This is a genomic window from Arthrobacter sp. UYEF36 (genome assembly GCF_040547025.1).
GTDB lineage: Bacteria > Actinomycetota > Actinomycetes > Actinomycetales > Micrococcaceae > Arthrobacter.
The window spans coordinates 170,501-193,590 of record NZ_JBEPOX010000005.1 but is presented as its reverse complement, the minus strand read 5'-3'; the positions used below and the strand labels follow the sequence as shown (position 1 = coordinate 193,590).

Genomic DNA, 23,090 nt, shown 5'->3' with positions numbered 1-23,090 from the left:
TGGTCGGCCGCGGGCCGGCCCGTTCGGACACGGATACAAGCATACAAGGTGAGGGGCCGTACTACGCTCTTGGCATGCCTGCCGCAGCCGACTCGCCGTCCAGAGACATCATCTACATCCCCGCCCTGCCGTCCACCCGGTTCTATGCGGGCGCGCTGGCGCTGCTCAGCGTGCTGCAGTATTTCGTGGCGGAGGCGGCCGTGATCGGCGCATGGGCCGGGCAGCAGCCGTACAGCCGCCGGACCGGATACATCAGCGACCTTGGAGCCGTGGGTTGCGGGGTTTTCGACGGACGGGACGTCTGCTCTCCGGCGCACGTATTGATGAACGCCTCGTTTGTGGTCCAGGGGATCGGCATGATGGTCGGCGCGCTGCTGCTCAGTTCGGCGCTGCTCTGCACGGCGGCGCGGCCCGGCATCCGGTTCGCGCTGGCACCGGCCAGCCGGGCGACGTGGGCGGCGGCCTTGGCTGCGCGCGCCCTCACCGCCCTCGCCGGTGCAGGGACCGTCCTGGTGGGGCTGGTCCCCGAGGACGCAGGCTCCGTGTGGCACGTGGTGGGGGCCATCCTGTACTTTGCCGCCGGCGGCGTGGCACTGGTGCTGCTGGGCTGGATCTGGCTCCGGCAGACAGCACTGAGCTGGCTCATCCTGGCCTGTGGCCTGGCGTCCCTCGGGGCCCTCGTCGCCGGCGGCGTGACCGGGATGGACGTGCCGGAGCCCGGCACCCTGGAGCGGGTGATGGGATACCCCATCACGATCGGCACGGCCGCCGTCGGGCTGGTGGTCGCCCAGCGGGTGGGCAGGGAGCGTTCGGTACTGAGGGCTGCGCACGCGGGCGGGGCCGCCCGCCGACTGCCGCAGGAATCGTGATCTGGAGGGCACCGCGGGTGCCGGAGGGTGTCTTATGTCTCACTGGAGTCACACCTTCGATTATCATGAGGGCATTCACCGGATCATTCCGGTGCAGCGTGCGCGTCGTGACTCCAGCGCATGGCGAATGGACGATTTGGGGGTCCGACGGGGGACGAATGTCTGATCAGCGAGTCTTGCCGCGTTTTGATGCAGCGACAGCCTGTGCGGGCCTCGATGCCCACGACGACGGCGTTGGCCCGGCCGGCGAGCTGGCCGGCGAGCTGGCCGTACCAGCCGGCCGCTGGGCGGAGTTCCGATGACGATCGAGGCCACGGCCGGACCCGGCGAACTCATCTCCGCAGAGCCTGCCGCCGCTCAGGACGTCGGTTTGACGCACCTCGCGCGTGTCCCAATCGGTGTCCGTCTGCGTGACGGGGGCATCATCGAAGTCGTGCTGCCAACCAACGAGGAAATCGAGGGTCCCGAGGCGCGCGTGGCAGGAGCCGCGGTCCGCGCCCTGGCCCACGGCCGGCGCATGCCCGTGCTGCTGGTCATCACGGGTGTGGTGGGCGTCAGCGTCGAGGCGCGGCAGGTGTACAGCACTTCGATCGCTGCGTCCGCCTTTGCCCTCGTGGGCGAAAGTCCCGTCGACCGCGTGATCGCGCACTACCTGTTGCGGTCGAAAACCGAGACCATCCCGGCGCAGTTCTTTCTGTCCGAGGCTGAAGCTATCGACTGGTTAAGGCACTACACAAGTGAACACTGATCCGCCGGACCCCAGGCTGCACGCCCTCGTCGAAGGCATCGTCCGAATCGCCGGCGGCGACCTGACGACCCGAATCCCGCACTCCGGTGCCAGGGACGACGTCGCCGCGGTCATTGCCGGGATCAACCTGATGGCCGATGACCTGCAAACCATTTACCAGGAGCTCGAGGAACGCGTCGAAAGCCGAACGGCGATGCTGCGCGAAGCCCAGGTCGAGCTCGAACGGATGGCGCTTACCGACCCGCTGACCCAGCTTGCCAACAGGACAGCGCTCAACTCGGTCCTGAGCCATGCCCTTGCGGAGACGAGCCGGGGCGAACTGCCGCCGGCACTGCTGGTCCTCGATCTCGATTCCTTCAAGGGCATCAACGACACCCTGGGCCACAGCGCCGGCGACGATGTCCTCCGGGTGATCTCGCGGCGGCTGCAGCAGGCCGTCCGCGACACGGACACCGTCGCCCGGCTCGGCGGCGACGAATTTGCCGTGATGCTGCCGAAGTCCAACCTGGTGAGGGCCCGCCGGGTCGCCAACAGGATCCTCAAGGCCCTCGGCGAGGGCCTGGAAATCGGGGACCTGCGCATTACCTGCGGCACCAGCATCGGACTGCGGGTCGCGGAGCCAGGGCAGTCAGTCGACGATCTGGTCATGGAAGCGGATACGGCGATGTACGCCGCCAAGGCCCAGCCGCACAGCAGTATCAAGGTATTCGAACCGGCACTGCTCTACGCCCGCAGGCTCCAGAGCGTCATGATCACCGAACTGCGTGAGGCGATCCGCCAGGACCAACTCACCCTGCACTACCAGCCGGTGGTGGAACTGGCGACCGGCAGGATTGAAGGCGTTGAAGCGCTGGTGCGCTGGAACCACCCGGAGCGTGGGCTGCTGATGCCCGATTCCTTCATCCCGCTGGCCGAGGAGACAGGGATGATCGTGGACCTGGGCCACTGGGTCCTGCGGAACGCTGTGCGCCAACTGCGGCATTGGCAGCAGGAGCTGAACGTCGACGACAGCTTCAATGTCCGCGTTAACATCTCAACGACCGAGTTGCAGAACCTGGACCTGATCGACCACGTCCGCGACATCCTCCAGGAAACAGGGGTGGACGCGGCCAATCTCATCGTCGAGCTCACGGAGTCAATGGCCGTCAATGGCGGGGACGTGGACCAGTACTCCCTGAACGGGCTGCGGCGTTTGGGTGTGCAGCTCGAAATCGATGACTTTGGCACGGGCTATTCATCGATCAGCTACCTGCGGAAACTGCCGGTCAATGTGGTCAAAATCGACAAGAGCCTGATCGCCGGGCTGGGCTCGGACGAGGAGCAGAGCAACTTCGTCGCGGCGGTGCTGCACCTCATCCATGCCTGCGGGCTCACGGCGATTGCCGAGGGCATCGAGACGGCGGAGCAGGCCGCCGAACTGGTTCGCTTGGGCTGCGGGAGCGGGCAAGGGTACTACTTCAGCCGGCCCGTGCCTGCGGCGCAGATCGAGGCGCTGATTCGGCCGGGGGCTCCGGGCCCGGCGTAGGCGTTCAGTTTTCGTTCAGGCCTGTTTGCGGGTGTCAAGCAAGAACGGCGGGTACCGGAAGTTTCCTTCCAGTACCCGCCGTTCGTTGTGTGTCCCAGCCTAGACGCTCGGCGTGGAGTTCGGCCACCAGCCAACATTGGGAGTCGAATTCGGCCACCAACCGACTGCCGAGAGCGAACCCTGCGGGTTCGAGTTCGGCCACCAGCCCACCGCCACGACGGATTCTTGACCGGAGTTGCTTCCGGCGGCCGAGACGGCGGCGGTTGCGGACATACCGGCTGCAGCCAGCGCACCGGCGACGAGGAGTGTTGCGAGAGGTTTCTTCATGAAGGACTCCTGATACGTAAGTGGCTGTTGAGACTCATGTGATGCGAGTTCAGTATAGTGGCATAGGACACGCCGTGAAGGGAACAATCTACGCCGCACGTACAAAATCATGTTATTCGCGCGATGTTGATCGATTCCTGCGTGAAAACTGCGCGGCTCCTGCATTTGTGGCGTGGCCGGATCTGCCTCAGCGGCAACGGATAATGGAGTCATGCCATTGCACTCCGCTTCGCCGTTATACGCCGCCGCCGAATTGCGCGCATACGAGCACCGGACCAACCATGCCTTTGTTCAAGCAGCCAGCAGCGCCCACGAAGCGGCCGAAATTGCCCGTTGTGAGGGCGATATGGATGCTTGGTGGAACATGACTTTTGTCCAAGCCGAGAATCTCCTGGACGCGGAAGAATTTGAAGCCTGCGCAGCACTTGCCTCCGACTTGGTTGGCGGGCCTCAGTCCACGATGGAACCGCAGGCCAGGGCGCTCACTTACATTCTGGTGGCCAAGGCCCGACAGGGTGCTGGCTTGCTGGAAGAGGCGGCAGACGCAGCCCGGGCAGCATCCCTCCTGGTGATGGACGACGACGATGTCGAGATCCACGTGAAGGCCCGCCAGGCCCTCATCGCAGCTCTGGCAGACAGTGGAAGGCTGGATGAGGCGTGGGAAGAATGTCTGGGACTAGCGGAAGTAGTCTCCGCGGAAGTCGACGACCAGCTGATCGGCAAGGTCTACTGGGTTATCGGTAACGTTGCATTCCTCTGCAACAAAGTGCAGGAGGGTCTCGAATATCACGAGCTTGCGGCGGCGACCTTTTCCCCTGCAAGGAACCTCGACGTCTGGGCGAAATTCAACAAGGCGTCCGCCGCCATGCGGCTCGCAGCGGACGTCGCAGACGCCGACACCTTGCGCTGTATCGAACGGGCCGAGCTTGCCACGGACGTCATCGGTGGAAGCGCCAACGACTACCTGCTAATGAAGCTCAACCGCGGTCACTGGAGTTTTCTGGCGGGAGATTCGCAAACCGCTGTCGAACTGCTCCAGGCTGTGTGTGCCGATGCCGATGCGACCCTGCCGCAGATTCTTGGTGAAGCCCGGCTGTTGCTTGGCCGGGCGTTTTCGGCCTCGGGCAACCCCGACGCGGCCCGGGAAAACCTGCTTCTGGCAGTCGACCACTTTGAGGCGTCAGGCGCCCAGCAGCGTGCGGATCAGGTCCGGGAGTACCTGACAGCCGAGGCATGAGTCGGCTGGGTAATTCTGCCCGCCTGTCTCCTGTGACCTCGCGTTGGCCATGTCCTCCGGGTTCCGCGACGGATGGACATAACGGGACTATGCCCAGTCGCTGCGCCTAGGACTGGGCATGTCCAGCGGGGGACCCGTTGGGCATGTCCTCCGGGATCCGCGACGGATGGACATAACGGGACTATGCCCAGTGGCTGCGCCTAAGACTGGGCATGTCCCGCGGGGGGAGCCGCGGCCGAGGCGCGCTTGCGGCCCAGGAACACTGCGGCGCCGCCAACCACCAGGCTCAGCACCAGCAGCACCCAGCCTGCGACGGTAAGGCCGGATGCCAGGGCAACCTGGCCGGCGTCGACGGTGTCTGCGGACATCATCGAGTCGATGGCCGCATTGCCCCACAGCCGGACCGCCGCGAACAGCAGCGGCACGGCCCACAGCGCCCAGCGCAGGCCCTTGCGTGCGACGTTCGTGCCGATGAGCAGCAGCCAGGTGAAGCCGAAGATCAGCGGGAAGAGAGTGCCGGCCGTCTTGTGAACGTAGTTGAGCTGACCCCGGGCAGCCTCGTCCATCGCGAGACGCAGTTGCTCCACATAGCCCAGGTCGAAGCCACCAACCAGGGAGTCCGGCATGGCCATGCCCCCGCTGAGCTGGGTCAGCTGGTTCAGAGTGAGCAGGTGGACATACCAGAACAGGAACAGGCTCGCCACGACGCCGGCTATCAGGATCAGGTTGCTGTTGTTCTGCGCCTTCTGCGGGGTTCGGCTGGTGCTGGGGTTGATCACCGACGGCAGGTGGTGCTGGGGAATGACTGCGTTGGCGCCGTGCTTCTTCATTCGCTGTGCGGGTGTCTTGGCCATGGCTCCATTATCGCCCCTCCTGACCGGAGGCCGCCGCGGGCCGCGACAGGGCTGGACTACCGCCTGTTCACTGCCGGCCGGCGCCGATAGGCTGGAGCGCGTGACCGAACTAGGAAAGCACCGGCTCGGCCGGCACAGCACCGCTGAACTCAACCCCGCCCTGGACGATTACCAGCTCGCCGAGGCCCTTGTGCGCGAGGCCGGAACCCTGGCGCTGCTCATGCGGCAGGCCGGGCTGGAGGGCCGGCAAAAGACATCCGTCTCCGACGTCGTCACTGCCGCGGACCACGCCGCTGAGGCCTACGTGCTGGAACAGCTCCAGCGCTGCCGGCCCGACGACGGTATCCTCGGCGAAGAGGGCGCCTCCGTGGCGGGCACGAGCGGCAGGACCTGGGTGATCGACCCCGTCGACGGGACCTACAACTTCCTGCACGGCTCCACCTACTGGTGCTCCGCCATCGCCCTCAAGGACTCCTCCGGCGTGCTGCTCGGCGGGATCTTCCAGCCGGAGGAAGACAAGCTCTGGCTCGGCGGAACAGACCGTCCCTCGACGCTCAACGGTGAACGGCTGACCACCTTCGGGCCGGACGGCATCCCGGGCGGAGGCCGTTCAAACATCCCCCTGTCCGAACTTGGTGCCGCGACCTACATCCATCCCACGTGGCTCGCCGACCCGATGTGCGCCATGCCATGGCACGCCGCCGCGACCTCCGCTGCCGCGCTGCGTATGTTCGGCTCCGGCTCCTGCGACCTCAGCCGGGTGGCCGACGGCGAACTGGGCTGTTGGTTCCAGCACAGCTGCCCGGAATGGGATTGGCTGCCGGGCAAGGCGATTGTCCTGGCGGCCGGCGGTGCCGCCGACGTCGTCCGGGTCAACGGACTCGACTGGTTCGTCGCCGGAGGTACGACGGCGGTCCGGCAACTCCGCGCCGCCCTGGAATCCGGCTCCGCAGGGTAGATCCGGGCGCCTAACACCCCCGCCCCGTGGGACATGTCCAGTCTTTGCTTGGCGCACCGCGGGGCATGTCCAGTCTTTGCTTGGCGCACCGCGGGGCATGTCCATTCTTGGCCGAGGGGAATGGACATATGGACATCATGTCCAGTGGCCGGGCGCGGGGGAGGGCATGTCCCGAGGGGGCGGACGCCGGTGTCAGCGGCACCGCCTAGACTTGTTAACACCATGGATATGTTGTTTGACCCCTACGCCGACGGACCCTTCCAAGCTGCCTCGAAGACGGCGGCGAGCACGAAAATGCCTGCGGGTACGGGCCTGGCGACCCTGCACTCCGCGGGAAGTTCCGGGCCCCACGGTCTCCACGGGGGCAGCCCGGCAGGGGAGGGGGACCACCATCTCCCGGGCGCGGCCGAGCTCCTCGAGGGGCTGAACCCGCAGCAGGAAGAAGCCGTCAAGCACGCCGGCAGCGCCCTGCTGATCGTCGCCGGCGCCGGATCGGGCAAGACCCGGGTGCTCAGCAACCGGATCGGCTACCTGATCGCCACACGGCGCGCCCACCACGGCGAGATCCTGGCCATCACCTTCACTAACAAGGCTGCCGCCGAAATGCGGGAGCGGGTCGAAGCCCTGGTTGGCGCCCGGGCCAAGACCATGTGGGTCTCCACGTTCCACTCCTCCTGCGTCCGGATTCTGCGCCGCGAGGCCAAGAACGTCGGCCTGAACTCCAATTTCTCCATCTACGACTCCGCGGACTCGCTGCGCCTCATCACGCTCGTGGCCAAGAACCTGGACCTCGATCCGAAGCGTTTCGCGCCCAAGGCGATCCAGCACAAGATATCGGCGCTCAAGAACGAACTGATCGACGCGGACAGTTACTCCTCCAGCGCCAACCACAACGACCCCTTCGAACAGGCCGTCGCCGAGGTGTTCAAGGGCTACACGCAGCGGCTGCGCCAGGCCAACGCCATGGACTTCGATGACCTGATCGCCGAGACGGTCTACATGTTCCGCGCCTTCCCTGCGCTCGCCGAGTCCTACCGTCGCCGCTTCCGGCACGTCCTCGTCGACGAATACCAGGACACCAACCACGCCCAGTACGCGCTCGTGCGCGAGATCGTCGGTGAAGGCCCCGGCGCGGCCGAGCTGACCGTCGTCGGCGACTCGGACCAGTCCATCTACGCCTTCCGCGGCGCCGACATCCGCAACATCGTGGAATTCGAGAAGGACTATCCGGACGCCCGCACCATCAAGCTTGAGCAGAACTACCGCTCCACCCAGACCATTCTCAGTGCCGCCAACTCGGTCATCTCCCGCAACCCCAACCGGCCGGAGAAGCGGCTGTGGACCGCGGAAGGTGACGGCGAGAAGATCGTCGGCTATGTCGGCGAGAACGAGCACGACGAAGCCCAGTTCATCGCCAAGGAAATCGACCGCCTGCAGGACGAGGGCGATCTGCGCCCCGGCGACGTCGCCATCTTCTACCGCACCAACGCCCAATCCCGCTCGATCGAGGATGTCCTGGTCCGGGTCGGACTCCCGTACAAGGTGGTCGGCGGCACCCGGTTCTACGAGCGCAAGGAAATCAAGGACGCGCTCGCCTACCTGCGGGTGCTGGTCAACCCGGACGACGACGTCAACCTGCGCCGCATCCTGAACGAGCCCAAACGCGGCATCGGCGACCGGGCCGAGGGCGCCGTGGCCTCCCTCGCGCAGCGCGACCGGATCTCGTTTATGGCAGCGGCCCGCCGCGCCGACGAGGCCCCCGGCATGGCCACCCGTTCCGTCAACGCAGTCCAGGGCTTTGTGAAACTCCTCGACGACCTCGCCGAGGTGGCCTCCGGCTCCGGCGCGGCCGCTGCCCTGGAAGCCGTCCTGGAACAGACCGGCTACCTCGCAACCCTTCGCTCCAGCACCGACCCGCAGGACGAGTCACGGGTGGAGAACCTCGCGGAACTCGTCGCCGTCGTGCGTGAATACGAGCGCGACAACCCCGAGGGTTCGCTCGGCGCCTTCCTGGAAGGGGTCTCCCTCGTCGCCGACGCCGACCAGATCCCCGACGCCCCGGCTGGGTCCCCCGACCAGCTGGCCGCCGCCGTCGCCGAAGCCAAACGGCTCGGCGTCGTCACCCTGATGACCCTGCACACCGCCAAGGGGCTGGAGTTCCCGGTGGTGTTCCTGACCGGCATGGAGCACGGTCTGTTCCCGCACCAGCGCTCCGCCACCGACCCCAAGGAGCTGGCCGAGGAACGCCGGCTGGCGTACGTGGGCCTGACCCGGGCACGGAAACGCCTTTACCTGACCCGCTCCGAGGTGCGCAGCATGTGGGGCCAGAGCCAGTACAACCCCGCCAGCCAGTTCATCGAGGAAATCCCCGCCGAACTGGTGGAGTGGAAGCGCGAAGGCTCCACCCGCCAGGCCGGCGGCTGGGGCGGCGGCGCCTCCATCGGCTCCAGCCGGTACGGCGGATCCTTCTGGGGAGCCGGCACCGCCCGGGGGGCCGAGGCCAGCCCGTCCGCCGGTTTCAACGCGGATGTTCCCGCCGCCATCGCCAAGAACCGCGTGCAGCCGCAGAAGGAAATCGTCGCCGTCAGCGTGGGCGACAAGGTCAACCACACGAGCTTCGGCAACGGCACCGTGCTGGCCGTCGAGGGTGCGGGGGACAAAACGGTCGCGAAGGTGACGTTCAGCGTCGGCGAGAAGCGGCTCCTGCTCCGGTACGCCCCGCTGACCAAGCTCGACGCCTAAACTCAGGCATGAAAGTCTTGCTGGCGAGCCAGGCCATCGCCGGACACTTCAACCCCATGACCGGCATCGGCGTCCGCTTGAAGGACGAGGGCCACGACGTCGGCTGGTACACCGGCAGCACGCTCGCCGGCAGACTGAACGAGCTGGGCATCCCGCACTATCCGTTCGACCGCGCGATTGAGCACACCGGGGACAACCTCAACGAGCTCTACCCGCAGCGCGCCAAGCTCAAGGGGCCGATGGCCATCAGGTTCGACGGGGAACGGATCTTCGCCAGCAACGTCACCAATTTCTTCGAGGACATCAGGGACGTGCACCAGCGTTTCCCGTTCGACGCCGTCGTGATGGACAACAGCATGTTCATCCAGCGGCTCGTCGCCGTGGTGCTGGGCAAACCGGTGGTCAGCTTCGTCGCCATCGGCAATATGGAAAGCGATCCGCTGGTGCCCCCCTTGTTCTTCGGCTTCGCCCCGGCGCGGACCCCGGCCCACAAGATCCTCCATGCCGGCGCCCGGCTGGTCTCGGACCAGCTCGTCACCAAACCGGCGCGGGCCAGCTACGCGCGGCAACTGCAGGGCTACGGTCTTGAGACCCCCAAGGGGACCCCGATCACCGACGAGACCTACCGGTGGTCGCACGCGATCATCCAGACGGGCACCGCGTCGCTGGATTTCCCGCGGCGGAACATCAACCCGAAAGTCCACTACGTCGGTGCCCTGCTGCCCCACCGGGCGGGAGCCGACGTCGGTCCGGACGCCACCGCAGCTCCAGCCGGGCAACAGCCTCCGACGGCCGCCGGTGCCTACCGCCGGACCGTCGTCGTCACCCAGGGGACCGTTGACAACCGGGACCCGGCCAAGCTGATGATCCCCACTATCGAGGCGCTGAAGGACACGGATTCCCTCATCGTCGTGGCGACCGGCGGTGCGAACACCGAAGAACTGAGGCGGCGGTATCCGCAGCCCAACGTCGTCGTCGAGGACTACGTCGACTTCGCCCGGGTCTTTCCCTCCACGGACGTTTTTGTCACCAACGGCGGGTTCGGCGGGGTGCTGCTGAGCCTTTCCCACGGCGTTCCCCTCGTGACGGCGGGACTCAACGAGGGCAAGAGCGACGTCAACGCCCGGGTGGAGTACGCCGGCGTCGGGGTGAACCTGAAGACCGAGACACCCAAGGCCGCAGCGATCCGCTCCGCCGTCGACACCGTGCTGGGCGATCCGGCCTGGCGGGAACGGGCGCAGGCGATGCGCGGGCAGTTCGAAGCGGAAGACAGCGTCGGCGCCGCCGTCGAGGTCATCAAAGCCGTGGTTGCCGCCGGCGGGACACCCGGCGTCGGGGGCTGACACCGCCGGCCGGAAACCGCCCGGCATCCCGGCAGGCATAATGGAGCGCATGCGACGGACACTTCTGGGGATCCCTGCCGCCCTCATCCTGCTGGTGGCCACGGCGTGCACCGTCACGCAGAAGGACCCGGACTATGTCCCGCCCGCACCGCTGCCTGCCCTCGAGCAGCTCATGCAGGCACCCCTCGCGGACACGGCCATGTACGCCGTCGGCCAGGACATTCTCAGCTTTGTCACCGCCGACCGGAACGTGGTCTGCTCCCTGACCTCGGCCCGCGGCGAGCACGTGAACCTGCCGTATGAGCAGAACGGGTATGCGGACCCGGCGAACAACAAGCTGGCGACCGTCCCGGTGGCGCACTGCGAACTGGCGGCCTACCCGGCCCCGGACGCGAAGGACATCACCGAAGACTGCGGCGGGACGGGACTGGGCTACCTCGGCGGCGCCGCGCTGCTCACCCCGGAGCGCGCCGGCTACGGCGAATGCCGCTCCGGCGTCACACAACAGGAAGCCGAATTCGGGCCCAAGGGAAGCCGGAAGGGTCTGATATCCCAGCTGCCCGTCCTCGACGAGGGCAAGAACCTGGAGCGCAACGGACTGCGCTGCTCGGCCTACAACGGCGGAGTCGCCTGCGGAAATGTCTCCGCCGGCGTCGCGTTCTTCGTGTCACGTGAGAGTTACGAACTGATCTCCGACGCCGGGAAACCAGCCACCCAGGGGTCTTCGAACGCCCCAAAAACCCCGTAATCTAGCGGTTTTTCTACGCTCAATAGAATAGTGTCCTTACTCACATAACGGGTACTCTGGGACAGGCTCCTCCCAAGGAAGGGCTAGAGTTCGAAAGAGGAGCATTGCGCCGTGTGGCTCGTTTCCAAGCCAGTCGCAGGGTGCGTTTATTCCGCAGCCCGGTAACCGCGATAACGTGGGGTCCGGCTGTACAGAAACTACTTCGACGTAGAAGGACACTAAACCGTGGACCTGTTTGAATACCAGGCGCGCGATATGTTCGAGGCGCACGGTGTACCCGTGCTTGCTGGCATCGTGGCGCACACCCCTGAAGAAGCAAAGGCAGCTGCCGAGAAAATTGGCGGCGTAACTGTCGTAAAGGCGCAGGTCAAGGCCGGAGGCCGCGGCAAAGCCGGCGGCGTCAAGGTCGCCAAGACCGCTGACGAGGCGTTTGAACACTCCACCAACATCCTCGGGATGGACATCAAGGGTCACACCGTCCACCGCGTGATGATCGCCCAGGGTGCGGACATCGCCGAGGAATACTACTTCTCCGTTCTTCTGGACCGGGCCAACCGCAACTACCTGGCTATGTGCTCGGTAGAAGGCGGCATGGAAATCGAGCAGCTCGCCGTTGAGCGCCCCGACGCCCTGGCCAAGATCGCCATCGACCCGGCCGTCGGCATCGACCAGGCCAAGGCCGACGAAATCGTCGCCGCTGCAGGCTTCGCCGAGGAACTGCGCGGCAAGGTCGCCAGCGTTATCCTGAAGCTCTGGGACGTTTTCAAGAAGGAAGACGCCACCCTCGTGGAGGTCAACCCGCTGGTCCTGACCGGCGCCGGTGACGTCGTTGCCCTCGACGGCAAGGTCTCCCTCGACGAGAACGCCGGCTTCCGCCACCCCAAGCACGCCCACCTTGAAGACAAGGACGCTGCTGACCCGCTCGAGGCCAAGGCCAAGGCGCAGGACCTCAATTACGTCAAGCTGGACGGCTCCGTGGGCATCATCGGCAACGGTGCCGGACTGGTTATGTCCACCCTCGACGTCGTTGCTTACGCCGGCGAGAACCACGGCAACGTCAAGCCGGCCAACTTCCTGGACATCGGCGGTGGAGCTTCCGCCGAGGTCATGGCAGCAGGCCTCGACGTCATCCTGGGCGACTCGCAGGTCAAGTCCGTCTTCGTCAACGTCTTCGGCGGCATCACCGCCTGTGACGCCGTCGCCAAGGGCATCGTCGGTGCCCTGGCCGAGCTGGGCCACTCCGCGAACAAGCCGCTGGTAGTCCGCCTCGACGGCAACAACGTTGAGGAAGGCCGCCGCATCCTGGCCGAGGCGAACCACCCGCTGGTTACCCTGGCCGCCACCATGGACGAGGGCGCCGACAAGGCTGCCGAGCTCGCCAACGCAGCGAAGTAGAGGGACTCGACTATGTCTATTTATCTGAACAAGGACTCCAAGGTCATCGTCCAGGGCATCACCGGCGGCGAAGGCACCAAGCACACCGCCCTGATGCTGAAGGCCGGCACCAACGTGGTCGGCGGCGTCAACGCCCGCAAGGCCGGCTCGACGGTCCTGCACGGCGACACCGAGATCACCGTCTTCGGCACCGTCAAGGAAGCCATGGCCGAGACCGGCGCTGACGTCTCCATCGTCTTCGTCCCCCCGGCATTCACCAAGGACGCCGTCGTTGAGGCCATCGAGGCCGGCATCGGCCTGGTCGTTGTCATCACCGAAGGCGTGCCGGTTCAGGACTCTGCCGAGTTCTGGGCCCTGGCACAGTCCAAGGTCGACGCCAACGGCAAGCAGGTCACGCGCATCATCGGACCGAACTGCCCCGGCATCATCACCCCCGGCGAAGCCCTGGTGGGCATCACCCCGGCCAACATCACGGGCAAGGGCCCCATTGGCCTCGTCTCCAAGTCGGGCACCCTGACCTACCAGATGATGTACGAACTGCGCGACCTGGGCTTCTCCACCGCCATCGGCATCGGCGGAGACCCGGTCATCGGCACCACCCACATTGATGCTCTCGAAGCCTTCGAAGCTGACCCGGAGACCAAGGCGATCGTGATGATCGGCGAAATCGGCGGCGACGCCGAGGAGCGTGCCGCCGATTACATCAAGGCACACGTCACGAAGCCGGTTGTTGGCTACGTCGCAGGCTTCACCGCCCCGGAAGGCAAGACCATGGGCCACGCAGGCGCCATCGTCTCGGGCTCCGCGGGCACCGCACAGGCCAAGAAGGAAGCCCTCGAGGCTGCCGGAGTCAAGGTCGGCAAGACGCCGTCCGAGACCGCCAAGCTCCTGCGCGAGGTCTTCGCAACCCTCTAGGGCCGAAGCACCACCGCACAACGCGGGGTCACCTACGGTCCATCCCACTCGCTGGGATGGGCGCGAAGTGACCCCGCGTTGTTTCTTTAAGCACGACGGCGGCGGGCCACCTTCCCCGGGGAGGTGGCCTGCCGCCGTCGTGCTCTAGCCGTTTCACCGACGCCGGGCCTCAGACTTTGGCGCCGGCCAGGAGTTCATCGAGCCGCTCGTAGCCTTCGGACAGCCCGTCCTCCATGCCGGACTGTGCCATGCCGTCGCGTGCTTCCATGCTGGGGTAGACCGCGTGGGCCGTCAGCCGGGTGCGGCCGCCGCCAAGATCCTCGAAGGTCAGGAATTCGATGCTGACCACGTCAGGGTAGCCGTCGAACTCAAAGGTCTGGATGGCGAAATCGTTTTCCCGGACCGTGTGGAAGAGGCCGCTGAAGCCGTAGCGGGCGCCGTCCGGACCGACGTGGGTGTAGCGGTAGCTGCCGCCGGTGCGGAAATCGTAGTGGTCGATGTCCATCCCCAGCCGGCGCGGCCCGAGCCACTGGGCGACGAGTTCGCGTTCCTTGTGGGCCCGGAAGACATCGGCGACGGGAAAATCGAAGTCCCGCTCGACGTCGATAAAGGGCAGCCCCTCCGGAACACTGAGTTTCAGGGCGTTGGTCATGATGGGTCCTTTGCCTGCGTGCCGCGTGCCGCGGCGTTTGATTGGAGCACGGCGTCCAGGCTGCGGAACTGCTCCTCGCGGACCAGCCGGTACTGGTCGATCCATGCGGTGAGCGCCTCCAGCCGTGCGGGGTTCAGGTGGACGGGCCGGCGCTGGGCGTCACGGGTGCGCGTGACCAGCTGCGCCTGCTCGAGGACCTGGATGTGTTTCGAGACCGCCTGCTTGGTGATCGCGAAAGGTTCCGCCAAGTCATTCACGGTGGCCGGACCCCGGCTGAGCCGGGAGATGATGCGGCGGCGGACCGGGTCGGCGAGGGCCAGAAAGGCCGAGTCGAGCTGATCGTCGTCGCGTTCGTCCACCGGGTGCCTCACCTCCCGTCCCGGATCCGGCAGTGTCTTTCTGCTGCTCCACTGGCAGTGACCGGTGATCAACCACTTCATTGATCAACCTTTAGGTTGTTAACGCTACGCCTGGCATGAGGTCTGCGCAAGAGTCCAACGCGGGGTCACCTCACGCCCATCCCACACCCCGGGATGGGCGTGACGTGACCCCGCGTTGCTGTATTGTCTTGCTTCGCCAGGCTAGGCTTTGTTAGTATGTCAGGACAAACTAATGAAGGAGTAGCGAGTGCCTCTCGTGCGAATCGACGTCAACCAGGGCCGGACTCCGGAGCAGCTCCAGGCGCTCAGCCGGGGAATCCACCGCGCCATCGTGGCCGAATATGGCATTCCGGAGCGGGACTACTTTCATGTCCTGACCGAACATCCCGCGGGTCAGATCCTGGCCCAGGACGCCGGCCTCGGCTTCGAGCGGACGCCGGATGTGGTGATGATCCAGATTTTCACCCAGGCCGGGCGCAGCCAGGAAGCCAAGCAGTCCCTGTTTGCCGCCATTGCGGAGAAGCTGGCCGCCATTGGAGTCGACGGCGAGGATGTCTTCATTGGCTACGTCGAGAACTCCGCGGGGGACTGGTCCTTCGCGTTCGGCCGGGCGCAGTACGTCACCGGCGAGCTCGGCGTCCCCAGCAAGTAGCCCGCCGGTGCGCGCCTGCTGCACGCCACGGCGGCCGCACCGCGGAGACATTCAGACCCTCTGTGTCATGTTGTAAATATGTCAGTACAAACCTTTGACAGTACATAGATTCTAGGGCAAAGTAGTGGATGTGGCCCGGCTCACGCCGGCTTGCTAAGCACCGAAGCTCAGGCTGCGCAAAGGTACCGAGTTCACACCAGAAAGGTCCGCGATCACCGTGACCCACGAACTGCTCACGATCGGGCGCATCAGCGTTGATATCTACCCGAACGACATCGGGGTGGATCTGGAGGATGTCACGTCCTTCGGAAAGTACCTTGGCGGATCACCATCCAACGTGGCAGTCGCCGCGGCCCGCCACGGCCGCCGCAGCGCTGTCATTACCCGCACTGGCGACGACGCCTTCGGCAACTACCTGCACCGCGAACTGCGCAAGTTCAACGTGGACGATTCCTTCGTCACCGCGGTCAAGGAATGGCCCACGGCGGTCACGTTCTGCGCGATCAAGCCGCCCGAGGACTTCCCGCTCTACTTCTACGGACGCTTCCCCACGGCCCCGGACCTGCAGATCAAGGCCGAGGAACTGGACCTGGACGCCATCAGGGACGCCGGAATCTTCTGGTCGACGGTCACCGGACTCTGCCAGGAACCCAGCCGGACCGCCCACCTCACGGCCCACGAGGCCCGGCCCCGAGCCGGGCTGAAGCCCGGCCAGTTCACCATCCTGGACCTCGACTACCGGCCGATGTTCTGGGCCTCCGAAGCCGAAGCCCGGGATCAGGTCGCCAGGATCCTTCCGCACGTCACCGTGGCCATCGGCAACGACAAGGAATGCGCCGTCGCCGTGGGCGAAGGCACCCCGGACGAACAGGCGGACCGGCTGCTCGCGGCCGGCGTCGAGATCGCCGTCGTCAAGCTCGGCCCGGAAGGCGTGATGGCCAAGACCCGCACCGAACGCGTCGTCTCCGCCCCGGTGCCGGTGGAAACCGTCAACGGCCTGGGTGCCGGCGACTCTTTCGGCGGGGCGTTCTGCCACGGGCTGCTCTCCGGCTGGCCGCTCGCCCAGGTCCTCGACTTCGCCAACGCCGCCGGCGCGCTTGTCGCCTCCCGGCTGTCCTGTGCTGATGCGATGCCGACGCCGGACGAGGTCACCGGCCTGCTCGCCGAACGCGGCCGCCTCGTGCCGGGCACCTACGCCACCGAAGGAGCAACACTGTGAGTGTCAACCCCGCCGCCGCCACCGTTGCGGTGGACGATGATCCCCGCCGCTACGAACACCTGAGCGTCATCCGGCTCGAGGATCCCGACGCGGTCGCCCGCGCCGCGAAGGCCCGCCGCCTCCACCCCGGCGTGAAGGCCGGCAAACAGAACTTCATCGTCGCCGCCGACCACCCGGCCCGCGGCGCGCTCGCCGTCGGCAGCGACCCTGTAGCCATGGCCGACCGCCGCCAGCTCCTGGACCGCCTGCAGATCGCCCTGGCAAACCCCGACGTCGACGGCGTGCTGGCCTCCCCGGACATCATGGACGACTTGCTCCTGCTCGGGGCCCTGGACGGCAAGCTGCTCTTCGGCTCGATGAACCGCGGCGGGCTCACCGGCCTGGTCAATGAACTCGATGACCGCTTCACGGGCCACACTGCTGCCGCGCTCGAAGCGCTGGGAGCCGACGGCGGCAAGATGCTCACGCGCATCTGCCTCGGCGACCCGGACACCGTCGCCACCCTTGAAGCGACCGCCAAGGCGATCGATTCTCTCGCCCAGCGCAAGCTCATCGCGATGGTGGAGCCGTTCCTGTCCGTCTGGGAGAACGGCAAGGTCCGCAACGACCTCTCCACCAACGCCGTCATCAAATCCGTCGCGATCGCCGAAGGCCTTGGCTCCACCAGCGCCTACACCTGGATGAAGCTCCCGGTGGTGGCAGACATGGAACGCGTCATGGCGGCCACCACCATGCCCACCGTGCTCCTCGGCGGCGACCCGGACAGCAGCCAGGACGACGTCTTTGCGAGCTGGGAAGCAGCCCTCGCGCTGCCGGGCGTCCAGGGACTCACCGTCGGCCGGACCCTGCTCTACCCGCACGACGGCGACGTGGCCGGGGCTGTGGCAACCGCCGCCTCGCTGCTGCACCACACCGCATCCACACGCACCGCATCCACCCGCACCGCATCCCGCGCAGCAGAAGTATCGGAGTAACATCCCATGGTTATGAAAACTGCCTCAGGAACACGCAGAATGACCGTCGCCCAGGCGGTCGTCGAATACCTGTCCCAGCAGTACACCGTCGATTCGATCGGCGGCCAGGACTACCGCGAACGGCTGATCCCGGGCACTTTCGGCATCTTCGGCCACGGCAACGTCGCCGGCGTCGGCCAGGCCCTCAAGCAGTACCAGCAGCTCGATCCGACGATCATGCCGTACTACCAGGGCCGGAACGAACAGGCCCAGGCGCACCAGGCCGTCGGCTACGCCCGGCACACCCGCCGCCGCCAGACCTTCGCGATCAGCACCTCGATCGGCCCGGGTTCCTCGAACCTGCTCACCGGCGCTGCCCTGGCCACCACCAACCGGTTGCCCGTGCTCCTGCTGCCGAGCGACACCTTCGCCACCCGCGCCGCGGACCCCGTCCTGCAGCAGCTCGAGCAGCCCCACGGCTACGACATCACCGTCAACGACGCGTTCCGGCCGCTGTCCAAGTTCTTTGACCGCGTCTGCCGGCCCGAGCAGCTGTTCTCCGCCTTCCACCACGGGCTCCGGGTGCTGACGGACCCGGCCGAGACCGGCGCCGTCACCATCTCGCTGCCCCAGGACGTCCAGGCCGAGGCCTTCGACGTGCCCGAGGAATTCCTCGCCGAACGCGAATGGCGCATCCGCCGCCCGGACGCCGACGATGAGGACATCCGCCGCGCCGCCGAAGCCATCCGCGCCGCCAAGCGCCCGCTCATCATCGCCGGCGGCGGCGTCCTCTACGCCTACGCCAACGAGGAACTCGCGAAGTTCGTCGGGCTGACCGGCATCCCGGTGGGCAACACCCAGGCCGGCGTCGGCGTCCTGCCCTGGGACCACAAGTTCTCCCTCGGCGCGATCGGCTCCACCGGTACAACGGCGGCCAACGCCATCGCCGCCGAAGCGGACCTCATCATCGGGATCGGCACCCGCTACGAGGACTTCACCACCGCGTCCCGGACCGCGTTCCAGAACCCGGGCGTGAAGTTCATCAACATCAACGTCGCCGCGATCGACGCTTACAAGCACGGCACCTCCCTGCCGATCGTCGCCGACGCCCGGAAGGCCCTGGTCAAGCTGAACCAGGCCCTCGGCGGCTACCGGATCGGCGCCGACCTCGAACAGCGGATCGCGGCCGAAAAGACCCGCTGGGACGCGACCGTGGATGAGGCCTTTGACACCCGGTCAACCCCGCTGCCAGCCCAGAACGAGATCATCGGCGCCACGCACCGCGCCATGGACGCCCAGGACGTGGTCATCTGCGCCGCCGGGTCCCTCCCGGGCGACCTGCACAAGATGTGGCGCGTCCGGGACCCGTTCGGCTACCACGTTGAGTACGCATACTCCTGCATGGGCTACGAGATCCCCGGCGGCCTCGGCGTCAAGCGCGCGGCGCTGGCGGAAGCCGCGAGGGGCGGGGCGCAGCGCGACGTCGTCGTGATGGTGGGGGACGGTTCCTACCTCATGATGCACACCGAACTGGTCACCGCCGTCGCCGAACGGATCAAGCTGATCGTGGTCCTGATCCAGAACCACGGCTACGCCTCGATCGGCTCGCTCTCCGAATCCCTCGGCTCGCAGCGTTTCGGCACCCAGTACCGCGCCCTCGACGAGGAACACCACAGCTTCGACGACGGCGAGCGGCTCCCCGTGGACCTGGCCCTGAACGCCGAAAGCCTCGGCGTGAAGGTGATCCGGATCGAACCGGGGGAGAAGGTCATCGCGGAGCTCGAACAGGCCGTCCGGGATGCCAAGGCGGCCCCCGAACGCGGCGGCCCGATCGTCATCCATGTCGAATCCGACCCGCTGCTGGACGCCCCCAGCTCCGAGTCCTGGTGGGACGTTCCGGTCTCGCAGGTCTCCGAGCTCGACTCCACCAAACAGGCCTTCCAGACCTACATCGACCACAAGAGCCAGCAGCGCAAGCTGCTCGGCTGACCCCGGCCCCCTGAGCCACCCCGGCATCCAAACCCCCAAGGACATTCCCATGAGCACCCCCACCCTCACCACCACCACGACCATCCGGCACTTCATCAACGGCGCCGAGTCCGCCGGCGACGGCAGCCGCACCCAGCCGGTTTACAACCCCGCCACCGGCGCCGTCTCCGCGCAGCTGCGGCTGGCCAACCGGGCGGACCTGGACACCACCGTCGCCGCCGCCCGCGCCGCCGCCGACAGCTGGGGCGACATCTCCCTCGCCAAGCGCACCGCCGTGCTGTTCAAGTTCCGCGAACTCGTCGCGGCCCACGTCGACGAGCTCGCCGAACTGATCACCGCCGAGCACGGCAAGGTCCTCTCCGACGCCAAGGGCGAGATCGGCCGCGGCCTGGAGGTCATCGAATTCGCCTGCGGCATCCCGCAGCTGCTCAAGGGCGACTACTCGGACCAGGTCTCCACCGGCATTGACGTCTTCTCCTTCCGCGAACCGCTCGGCGTCGTCGCCGGCATCACCCCGTTCAACTTCCCGGTCATGGTGCCGCTCTGGATGGCGCCGATGGCGATCGCCACGGGCAACGCCTTCATCCTCAAGCCCTCCGAGCGGGACCCCTCCGCCTCGATGCTGCTCGCCAAGCTGTGGAAGGACGCGGGCCTGCCCGACGGCGTCTTCCAGGTCCTGCACGGTGACAAGGAAACCGTCGAGGGCCTCCTCACCCACCCGGACGTGGATGGCATCTCCTTCGTCGGCTCCACCCCGATCGCCCAGTACGTCCACGAGACCGCCACCGCCCACGGTAAGCGCGTCCAGGCCCTGGGCGGGGCGAAGAACCACGCCATCATCATGCCCGACGCCGATCTCGACAACGCCGCCGACCACCTCGCCGCCGCCGCCTTCGGTTCCGCCGGGGAACGCTGCATGGCCATCTCGGTCGCCGTCGCCGTCGGTGAGGCCGCCGACCTGCTGGTCAAGAAGGTTCAGGAGCGCGCCCTCGCCGTCAAGGTCAACAACGGCACCGTGCCCGACGCCGAAATGGGCCCGGTCATCACCCCGGCGTCCAAAGACCGGATCGAACGGATCGTCACCGAAGCCGAAGCCGCCGGAGCCGCGATGGTGGTGGACGGCCGCGACCTCGTCGTCCCCGGCCACGAGGACGGCTTCTGGGTCGGCCCCACCGTCCTGGACCACGTCAAGACCGACATGACCGCCTACAGCGAGGAAATCTTCGGCCCCGTCCTCGTGGTGGTCCGCGTCGAGGACCTGGACGCCGGCATTGCGCTGATCAACGCCAACCCCTACGGCAACGGCACCGCCATCTTCACCTCCTCCGGCGCCAACGCCCGCAAGTTCCAGCGCTCCGTCACCGTGGGCATGATCGGCATCAACGTGCCGCTGCCCGTGCCGGTGGCATACCACTCCTTCGGCGGCTGGAAGGCCTCGCTCTTCGGCGACAAGCACATGTACGGTCCGGAGGGCGTGTCCTTCTACACCCGCGGCAAGGTGGTCACCTCACGCTGGCCCGAACCCACCCACGCCTCCGGCGCCTCCTACAACTTCCCGTCCAACTAGCACCCGACCAAGAAAGACACCGCTGTCATGACTGAGAACAAGCTGATCATCGGCACCGCGCCGGACTCCTGGGGCGTCTGGTTTCCGGATGACCCCAAGCAGACCCCGTGGGAACGGTTCCTCGACGAAGTCGCCGAATCCGGCTACAAGTGGATCGAACTCGGCCCCTACGGCTACCTCCCCGCCGACCCCGCCCGGCTCGCCGAGGAGCTGAAGGCCCGCGACCTGCAGATCTCGGCCGGCACCGTCTTCACCGCGTTCCACCGCGGCCTGAACCAGTGGGAAACCGCATGGGAACCGGCCCGCAAGGTCGCGGAACTCACCGCCGCGATGGGCGGGGAACACATTGTGGTCATCCCGGCGATGTGGCGCGATGACGTCACCGGCGAGGCTGTGGAAAGCGGCGAGCTCACCGAACATGCCTGGGCCGACCTCTTCGCAGGGCACAACCGCCTCGGCAAGACCCTGCTGGAGGACTTCGGTCTGCAGCAGCAGTTCCACTCGCACGCGGACTCCCACGTCGGCGCGCAGGAGGACATCGAGGCCCTCCTCGCGGCCACGGACAGCAAGTACCTCAACCTGTGCCTGGACACCGGCCACGCCGAGTACTGCGGCGCGTCCAGCCTGGAGCTGATCAAGAACTACCCGGACCGGATCGGCTACCTGCACCTCAAACAGATCAACCCGGACATCCTCAGGAAGGTCAACCAGGAGAACATGACCTGGGCCGCCGCCAACCTGGCCGGTGTGATGACCGAACCGCCGAACGGCCTGCCGGACCTGCGCGCCGTCATCGAGGCCGTCGAGGCGCTGAACCGGCCGATCTTTGGCATCGTGGAACAGGACATGTACCCCGTGGCATTCGACGTCCCGATGCCGATCGCCAAACGCACCCGGAACTACCTGCTTTCCTGCGGCTCCCGCACCGCCGTCAACTAGACGTCAACCAGAACTGAGGACAAGACCATGACCAAGACCCTTCGCGTTGCTGTCATTGGCGCCGGCCGTATGGGCGCAGACCACATCCAGCGGCTTAATACCCGCATCCACGGCGCCGAAGTTGCCGCCGTCGTCGACGTCGACCTCGCCCGTGCGCAGGCCGCCATCGAAGGCATCCCGGGCGCCGTCGCCCTGGCCGACGCCGACGAGGCCCTCAACAACGGTGACGTCAACGCCGTGCTGATCGCCACCCCCGGCTTCCTGCACGAGGACATCCTGCTCCAGGCCATCGCCAAGGACATCCCGATCCTCTGCGAAAAGCCGCTCACCCCGGACGCCGCGTCCGCGTGGAAGATCGTCGAGGCCGAGGAACAGCTGGGCCACCAGCGCATCCAGGTCGGCTTCATGCGACGCTTCGACGCCGAATACGCCGCCCTGGGCAAGATCATCCGCGACTCTGAACTCGGCGAGCTGCTGATGCTGCACCACCAGCACCGTAACCCGACCACCCCTCCCGGCTTCACCAACGAGATGCTGATCAACGACTCCGTGGTCCACGAATTCGACGCCATCCGGTTCTTCACCGGCGAGGAAATCACCTCCGTCCAGGTCCGCCTCGGCAAGGCCACCCGCAACGCCCCGGCCGGCCAGCACGACCCGCAGCACGTGCTGATCGAAACCGAATCCGGCGTCCTGGCCGACGTCGAGATCTATGTCAACGCCAAGTTCGGCTACGAGGTGGCCACCCAGGCATCCTTCGAGGACGGCATCGTCAGCATCGGCGGCGACACGGGCCCGTACACGCGCAGCAACGGCCGCTGGGGCGGAACCGTCACCCCCGGCTTCGAGGAGCGTTTCGGGGCCGCGTACGACGTCGAAATCCAGTCCTGGGTGGACGCCGCCCTGCGCGGTGAAATCGGCGGTCCGACGGCCTGGGACGGCTACGCCACCGCCGCCTGCTGCGAGGCCGGCGTCGAGGCGCAGAAGAACGGCGAAAAGGTCGCCGTGAAGCTGCACGCCAAGCCCGACCTTTACCGCTAGGACGATCGGGAACGGGGCCACGGCCTCGTTGCCGTTC

The 23,090-nt window shown here is 66.6% G+C and carries 22 protein-coding genes; 18 read left to right on the top strand and 4 right to left on the bottom strand.

Annotated features, from left to right (window positions below; genetic code table 11):
• The first annotated feature begins 74 nt into the window (after positions 1-74).
• The 4 genes from ABIB29_RS09980 to ABIB29_RS09965 all read left to right on the top strand — a co-directional run bounded on the left by ABIB29_RS09980 (position 75) and on the right by ABIB29_RS09965 (position 3,142).
• The gene (locus ABIB29_RS09980) at positions 75-869 is read left to right on the top strand and encodes a DUF998 domain-containing protein (protein WP_354172344.1); all 795 of its coding nucleotides are present in this window, start codon (positions 75-77) and stop codon (positions 867-869) included.
• Between the two features lie 158 nt (positions 870-1,027).
• The gene (locus ABIB29_RS09975; RefSeq protein WP_354172342.1) at positions 1,028-1,171 is read left to right on the top strand and encodes a hypothetical protein; all 144 of its coding nucleotides are present in this window, start codon (positions 1,028-1,030) and stop codon (positions 1,169-1,171) included.
• Positions 1,168-1,617 carry a DUF7793 family protein gene (locus tag ABIB29_RS09970; RefSeq protein WP_354172341.1) on the top strand — a complete coding sequence of 150 codons (450 nt, stop codon included), beginning with the start codon at positions 1,168-1,170 and terminating at the stop codon, positions 1,615-1,617. The genes ABIB29_RS09975 and ABIB29_RS09970 overlap by 4 nt, the downstream gene beginning before the upstream one ends.
• Positions 1,607-3,142, top strand: coding sequence for a putative bifunctional diguanylate cyclase/phosphodiesterase (locus tag ABIB29_RS09965; protein ID WP_354172339.1), 1,536 nt, complete (start codon positions 1,607-1,609; stop codon positions 3,140-3,142). The genes ABIB29_RS09970 and ABIB29_RS09965 overlap by 11 nt, the downstream gene beginning before the upstream one ends.
• 99 nt (positions 3,143-3,241) lie before the next feature.
• Here ABIB29_RS09965 and ABIB29_RS09960 read toward each other — a convergent pair whose 3' ends face one another.
• A complete protein-coding gene (locus ABIB29_RS09960; protein ID WP_354172337.1) occupies positions 3,242-3,469 on the bottom strand; it encodes a hypothetical protein in 228 nt (75 codons plus the stop codon).
• A 211-nt stretch (positions 3,470-3,680) separates the two neighbouring features.
• Between ABIB29_RS09960 and ABIB29_RS09955 the strand changes: the two genes are divergently transcribed.
• A complete protein-coding gene (locus ABIB29_RS09955) occupies positions 3,681-4,706 on the top strand; it encodes a hypothetical protein (protein ID WP_354172336.1) in 1,026 nt (341 codons plus the stop codon).
• Positions 4,707-4,906: 200 nt separating this feature from the next.
• Here the strand turns inward: ABIB29_RS09955 and ABIB29_RS09950 are convergent, their stop codons facing one another.
• Positions 4,907-5,560 (bottom strand): hypothetical protein, encoded by a 654-nt coding sequence (locus ABIB29_RS09950; RefSeq protein WP_354172335.1) that lies wholly within the window; start codon positions 5,558-5,560, stop codon positions 4,907-4,909.
• 100 nt (positions 5,561-5,660) lie between these two features.
• Between ABIB29_RS09950 and ABIB29_RS09945 the strand changes: the two genes are divergently transcribed.
• The 6 genes from ABIB29_RS09945 (at position 5,661) to sucD (ending at position 13,661) form a co-directional block, all read left to right on the top strand.
• Positions 5,661-6,518 carry an inositol monophosphatase family protein gene (locus ABIB29_RS09945; RefSeq protein WP_354172333.1) on the top strand — a complete coding sequence of 286 codons (858 nt, stop codon included), beginning with the start codon at positions 5,661-5,663 and terminating at the stop codon, positions 6,516-6,518.
• Positions 6,519-6,746: 228 nt separating this feature from the next.
• Positions 6,747-9,260, top strand: coding sequence for a DNA helicase PcrA (pcrA, locus tag ABIB29_RS09940; RefSeq protein ID WP_502915590.1), 2,514 nt, complete (start codon positions 6,747-6,749; stop codon positions 9,258-9,260).
• 8 nt (positions 9,261-9,268) lie between these two features.
• Positions 9,269-10,603, top strand: a complete 1,335-nt coding sequence (locus tag ABIB29_RS09935) for a glycosyltransferase (RefSeq protein WP_354172331.1) — start codon at positions 9,269-9,271, stop codon at positions 10,601-10,603.
• A gap of 40 nt (positions 10,604-10,643) precedes the next feature.
• Positions 10,644-11,351, top strand: a complete 708-nt coding sequence (locus tag ABIB29_RS09930; protein ID WP_354172329.1) for a hypothetical protein — start codon at positions 10,644-10,646, stop codon at positions 11,349-11,351.
• A 225-nt stretch (positions 11,352-11,576) separates the two neighbouring features.
• The gene (gene sucC, locus ABIB29_RS09925) at positions 11,577-12,746 is read left to right on the top strand and encodes an ADP-forming succinate--CoA ligase subunit beta (protein ID WP_354172327.1); all 1,170 of its coding nucleotides are present in this window, start codon (positions 11,577-11,579) and stop codon (positions 12,744-12,746) included.
• Positions 12,747-12,758: 12 nt separating this feature from the next.
• Positions 12,759-13,661: a succinate--CoA ligase subunit alpha gene (gene sucD / locus ABIB29_RS09920; protein ID WP_307463597.1), complete on the top strand. Its 903-nt coding sequence runs from the start codon at positions 12,759-12,761 to the stop codon at positions 13,659-13,661.
• Between the two features lie 169 nt (positions 13,662-13,830).
• On the opposite strand, the gene ABIB29_RS09915 is transcribed toward sucD, so the two are convergent.
• Both ABIB29_RS09915 and ABIB29_RS09910 read right to left on the bottom strand, forming a co-directional pair.
• Positions 13,831-14,313: an SRPBCC family protein gene (locus tag ABIB29_RS09915; RefSeq protein WP_354172326.1), complete on the bottom strand. Its 483-nt coding sequence runs from the start codon at positions 14,311-14,313 to the stop codon at positions 13,831-13,833.
• The gene (locus ABIB29_RS09910) at positions 14,310-14,672 is read right to left on the bottom strand and encodes an ArsR/SmtB family transcription factor (protein ID WP_354172453.1); all 363 of its coding nucleotides are present in this window, start codon (positions 14,670-14,672) and stop codon (positions 14,310-14,312) included. Before ABIB29_RS09910 ends, ABIB29_RS09915 begins: the two co-directional genes overlap by 4 nt.
• A 268-nt stretch (positions 14,673-14,940) precedes the next feature.
• Here ABIB29_RS09910 and ABIB29_RS09905 point away from each other — a divergent pair, with 268 nt between their 5' ends.
• From ABIB29_RS09905 to ABIB29_RS09875, 7 genes are all read left to right on the top strand, one after another.
• Positions 14,941-15,345, top strand: a complete 405-nt coding sequence (locus ABIB29_RS09905; protein WP_354172324.1) for a tautomerase family protein — start codon at positions 14,941-14,943, stop codon at positions 15,343-15,345.
• 217 nt (positions 15,346-15,562) lie between these two features.
• Entirely contained in the window at positions 15,563-16,564 is a 1,002-nt protein-coding gene (gene iolC / locus ABIB29_RS09900; RefSeq protein WP_354172322.1) for a 5-dehydro-2-deoxygluconokinase, read from the top strand.
• Entirely contained in the window at positions 16,561-17,538 is a 978-nt protein-coding gene (locus ABIB29_RS09895; protein ID WP_354172320.1) for a Cgl0159 family (beta/alpha)8-fold protein, read from the top strand. Before iolC ends, ABIB29_RS09895 begins: the two co-directional genes overlap by 4 nt.
• A gap of 39 nt (positions 17,539-17,577) precedes the next feature.
• On the top strand, positions 17,578-19,506 hold the full coding sequence (gene iolD / locus ABIB29_RS09890) for a 3D-(3,5/4)-trihydroxycyclohexane-1,2-dione acylhydrolase (decyclizing) (RefSeq protein ID WP_354172318.1): 1,929 nt from the start codon (positions 17,578-17,580) through the stop codon (positions 19,504-19,506).
• A 49-nt stretch (positions 19,507-19,555) separates the two neighbouring features.
• Positions 19,556-21,073: a CoA-acylating methylmalonate-semialdehyde dehydrogenase gene (locus ABIB29_RS09885; RefSeq protein ID WP_354172316.1), complete on the top strand. Its 1,518-nt coding sequence runs from the start codon at positions 19,556-19,558 to the stop codon at positions 21,071-21,073.
• A 27-nt stretch (positions 21,074-21,100) separates the two neighbouring features.
• Positions 21,101-22,012, top strand: coding sequence for a sugar phosphate isomerase/epimerase family protein (locus ABIB29_RS09880; RefSeq protein ID WP_354172314.1), 912 nt, complete (start codon positions 21,101-21,103; stop codon positions 22,010-22,012).
• 27 nt (positions 22,013-22,039) lie between these two features.
• Entirely contained in the window at positions 22,040-23,053 is a 1,014-nt protein-coding gene (locus tag ABIB29_RS09875) for a Gfo/Idh/MocA family protein (RefSeq protein ID WP_354172312.1), read from the top strand.
• Positions 23,054-23,090: the final 37 nt, after the last annotated feature.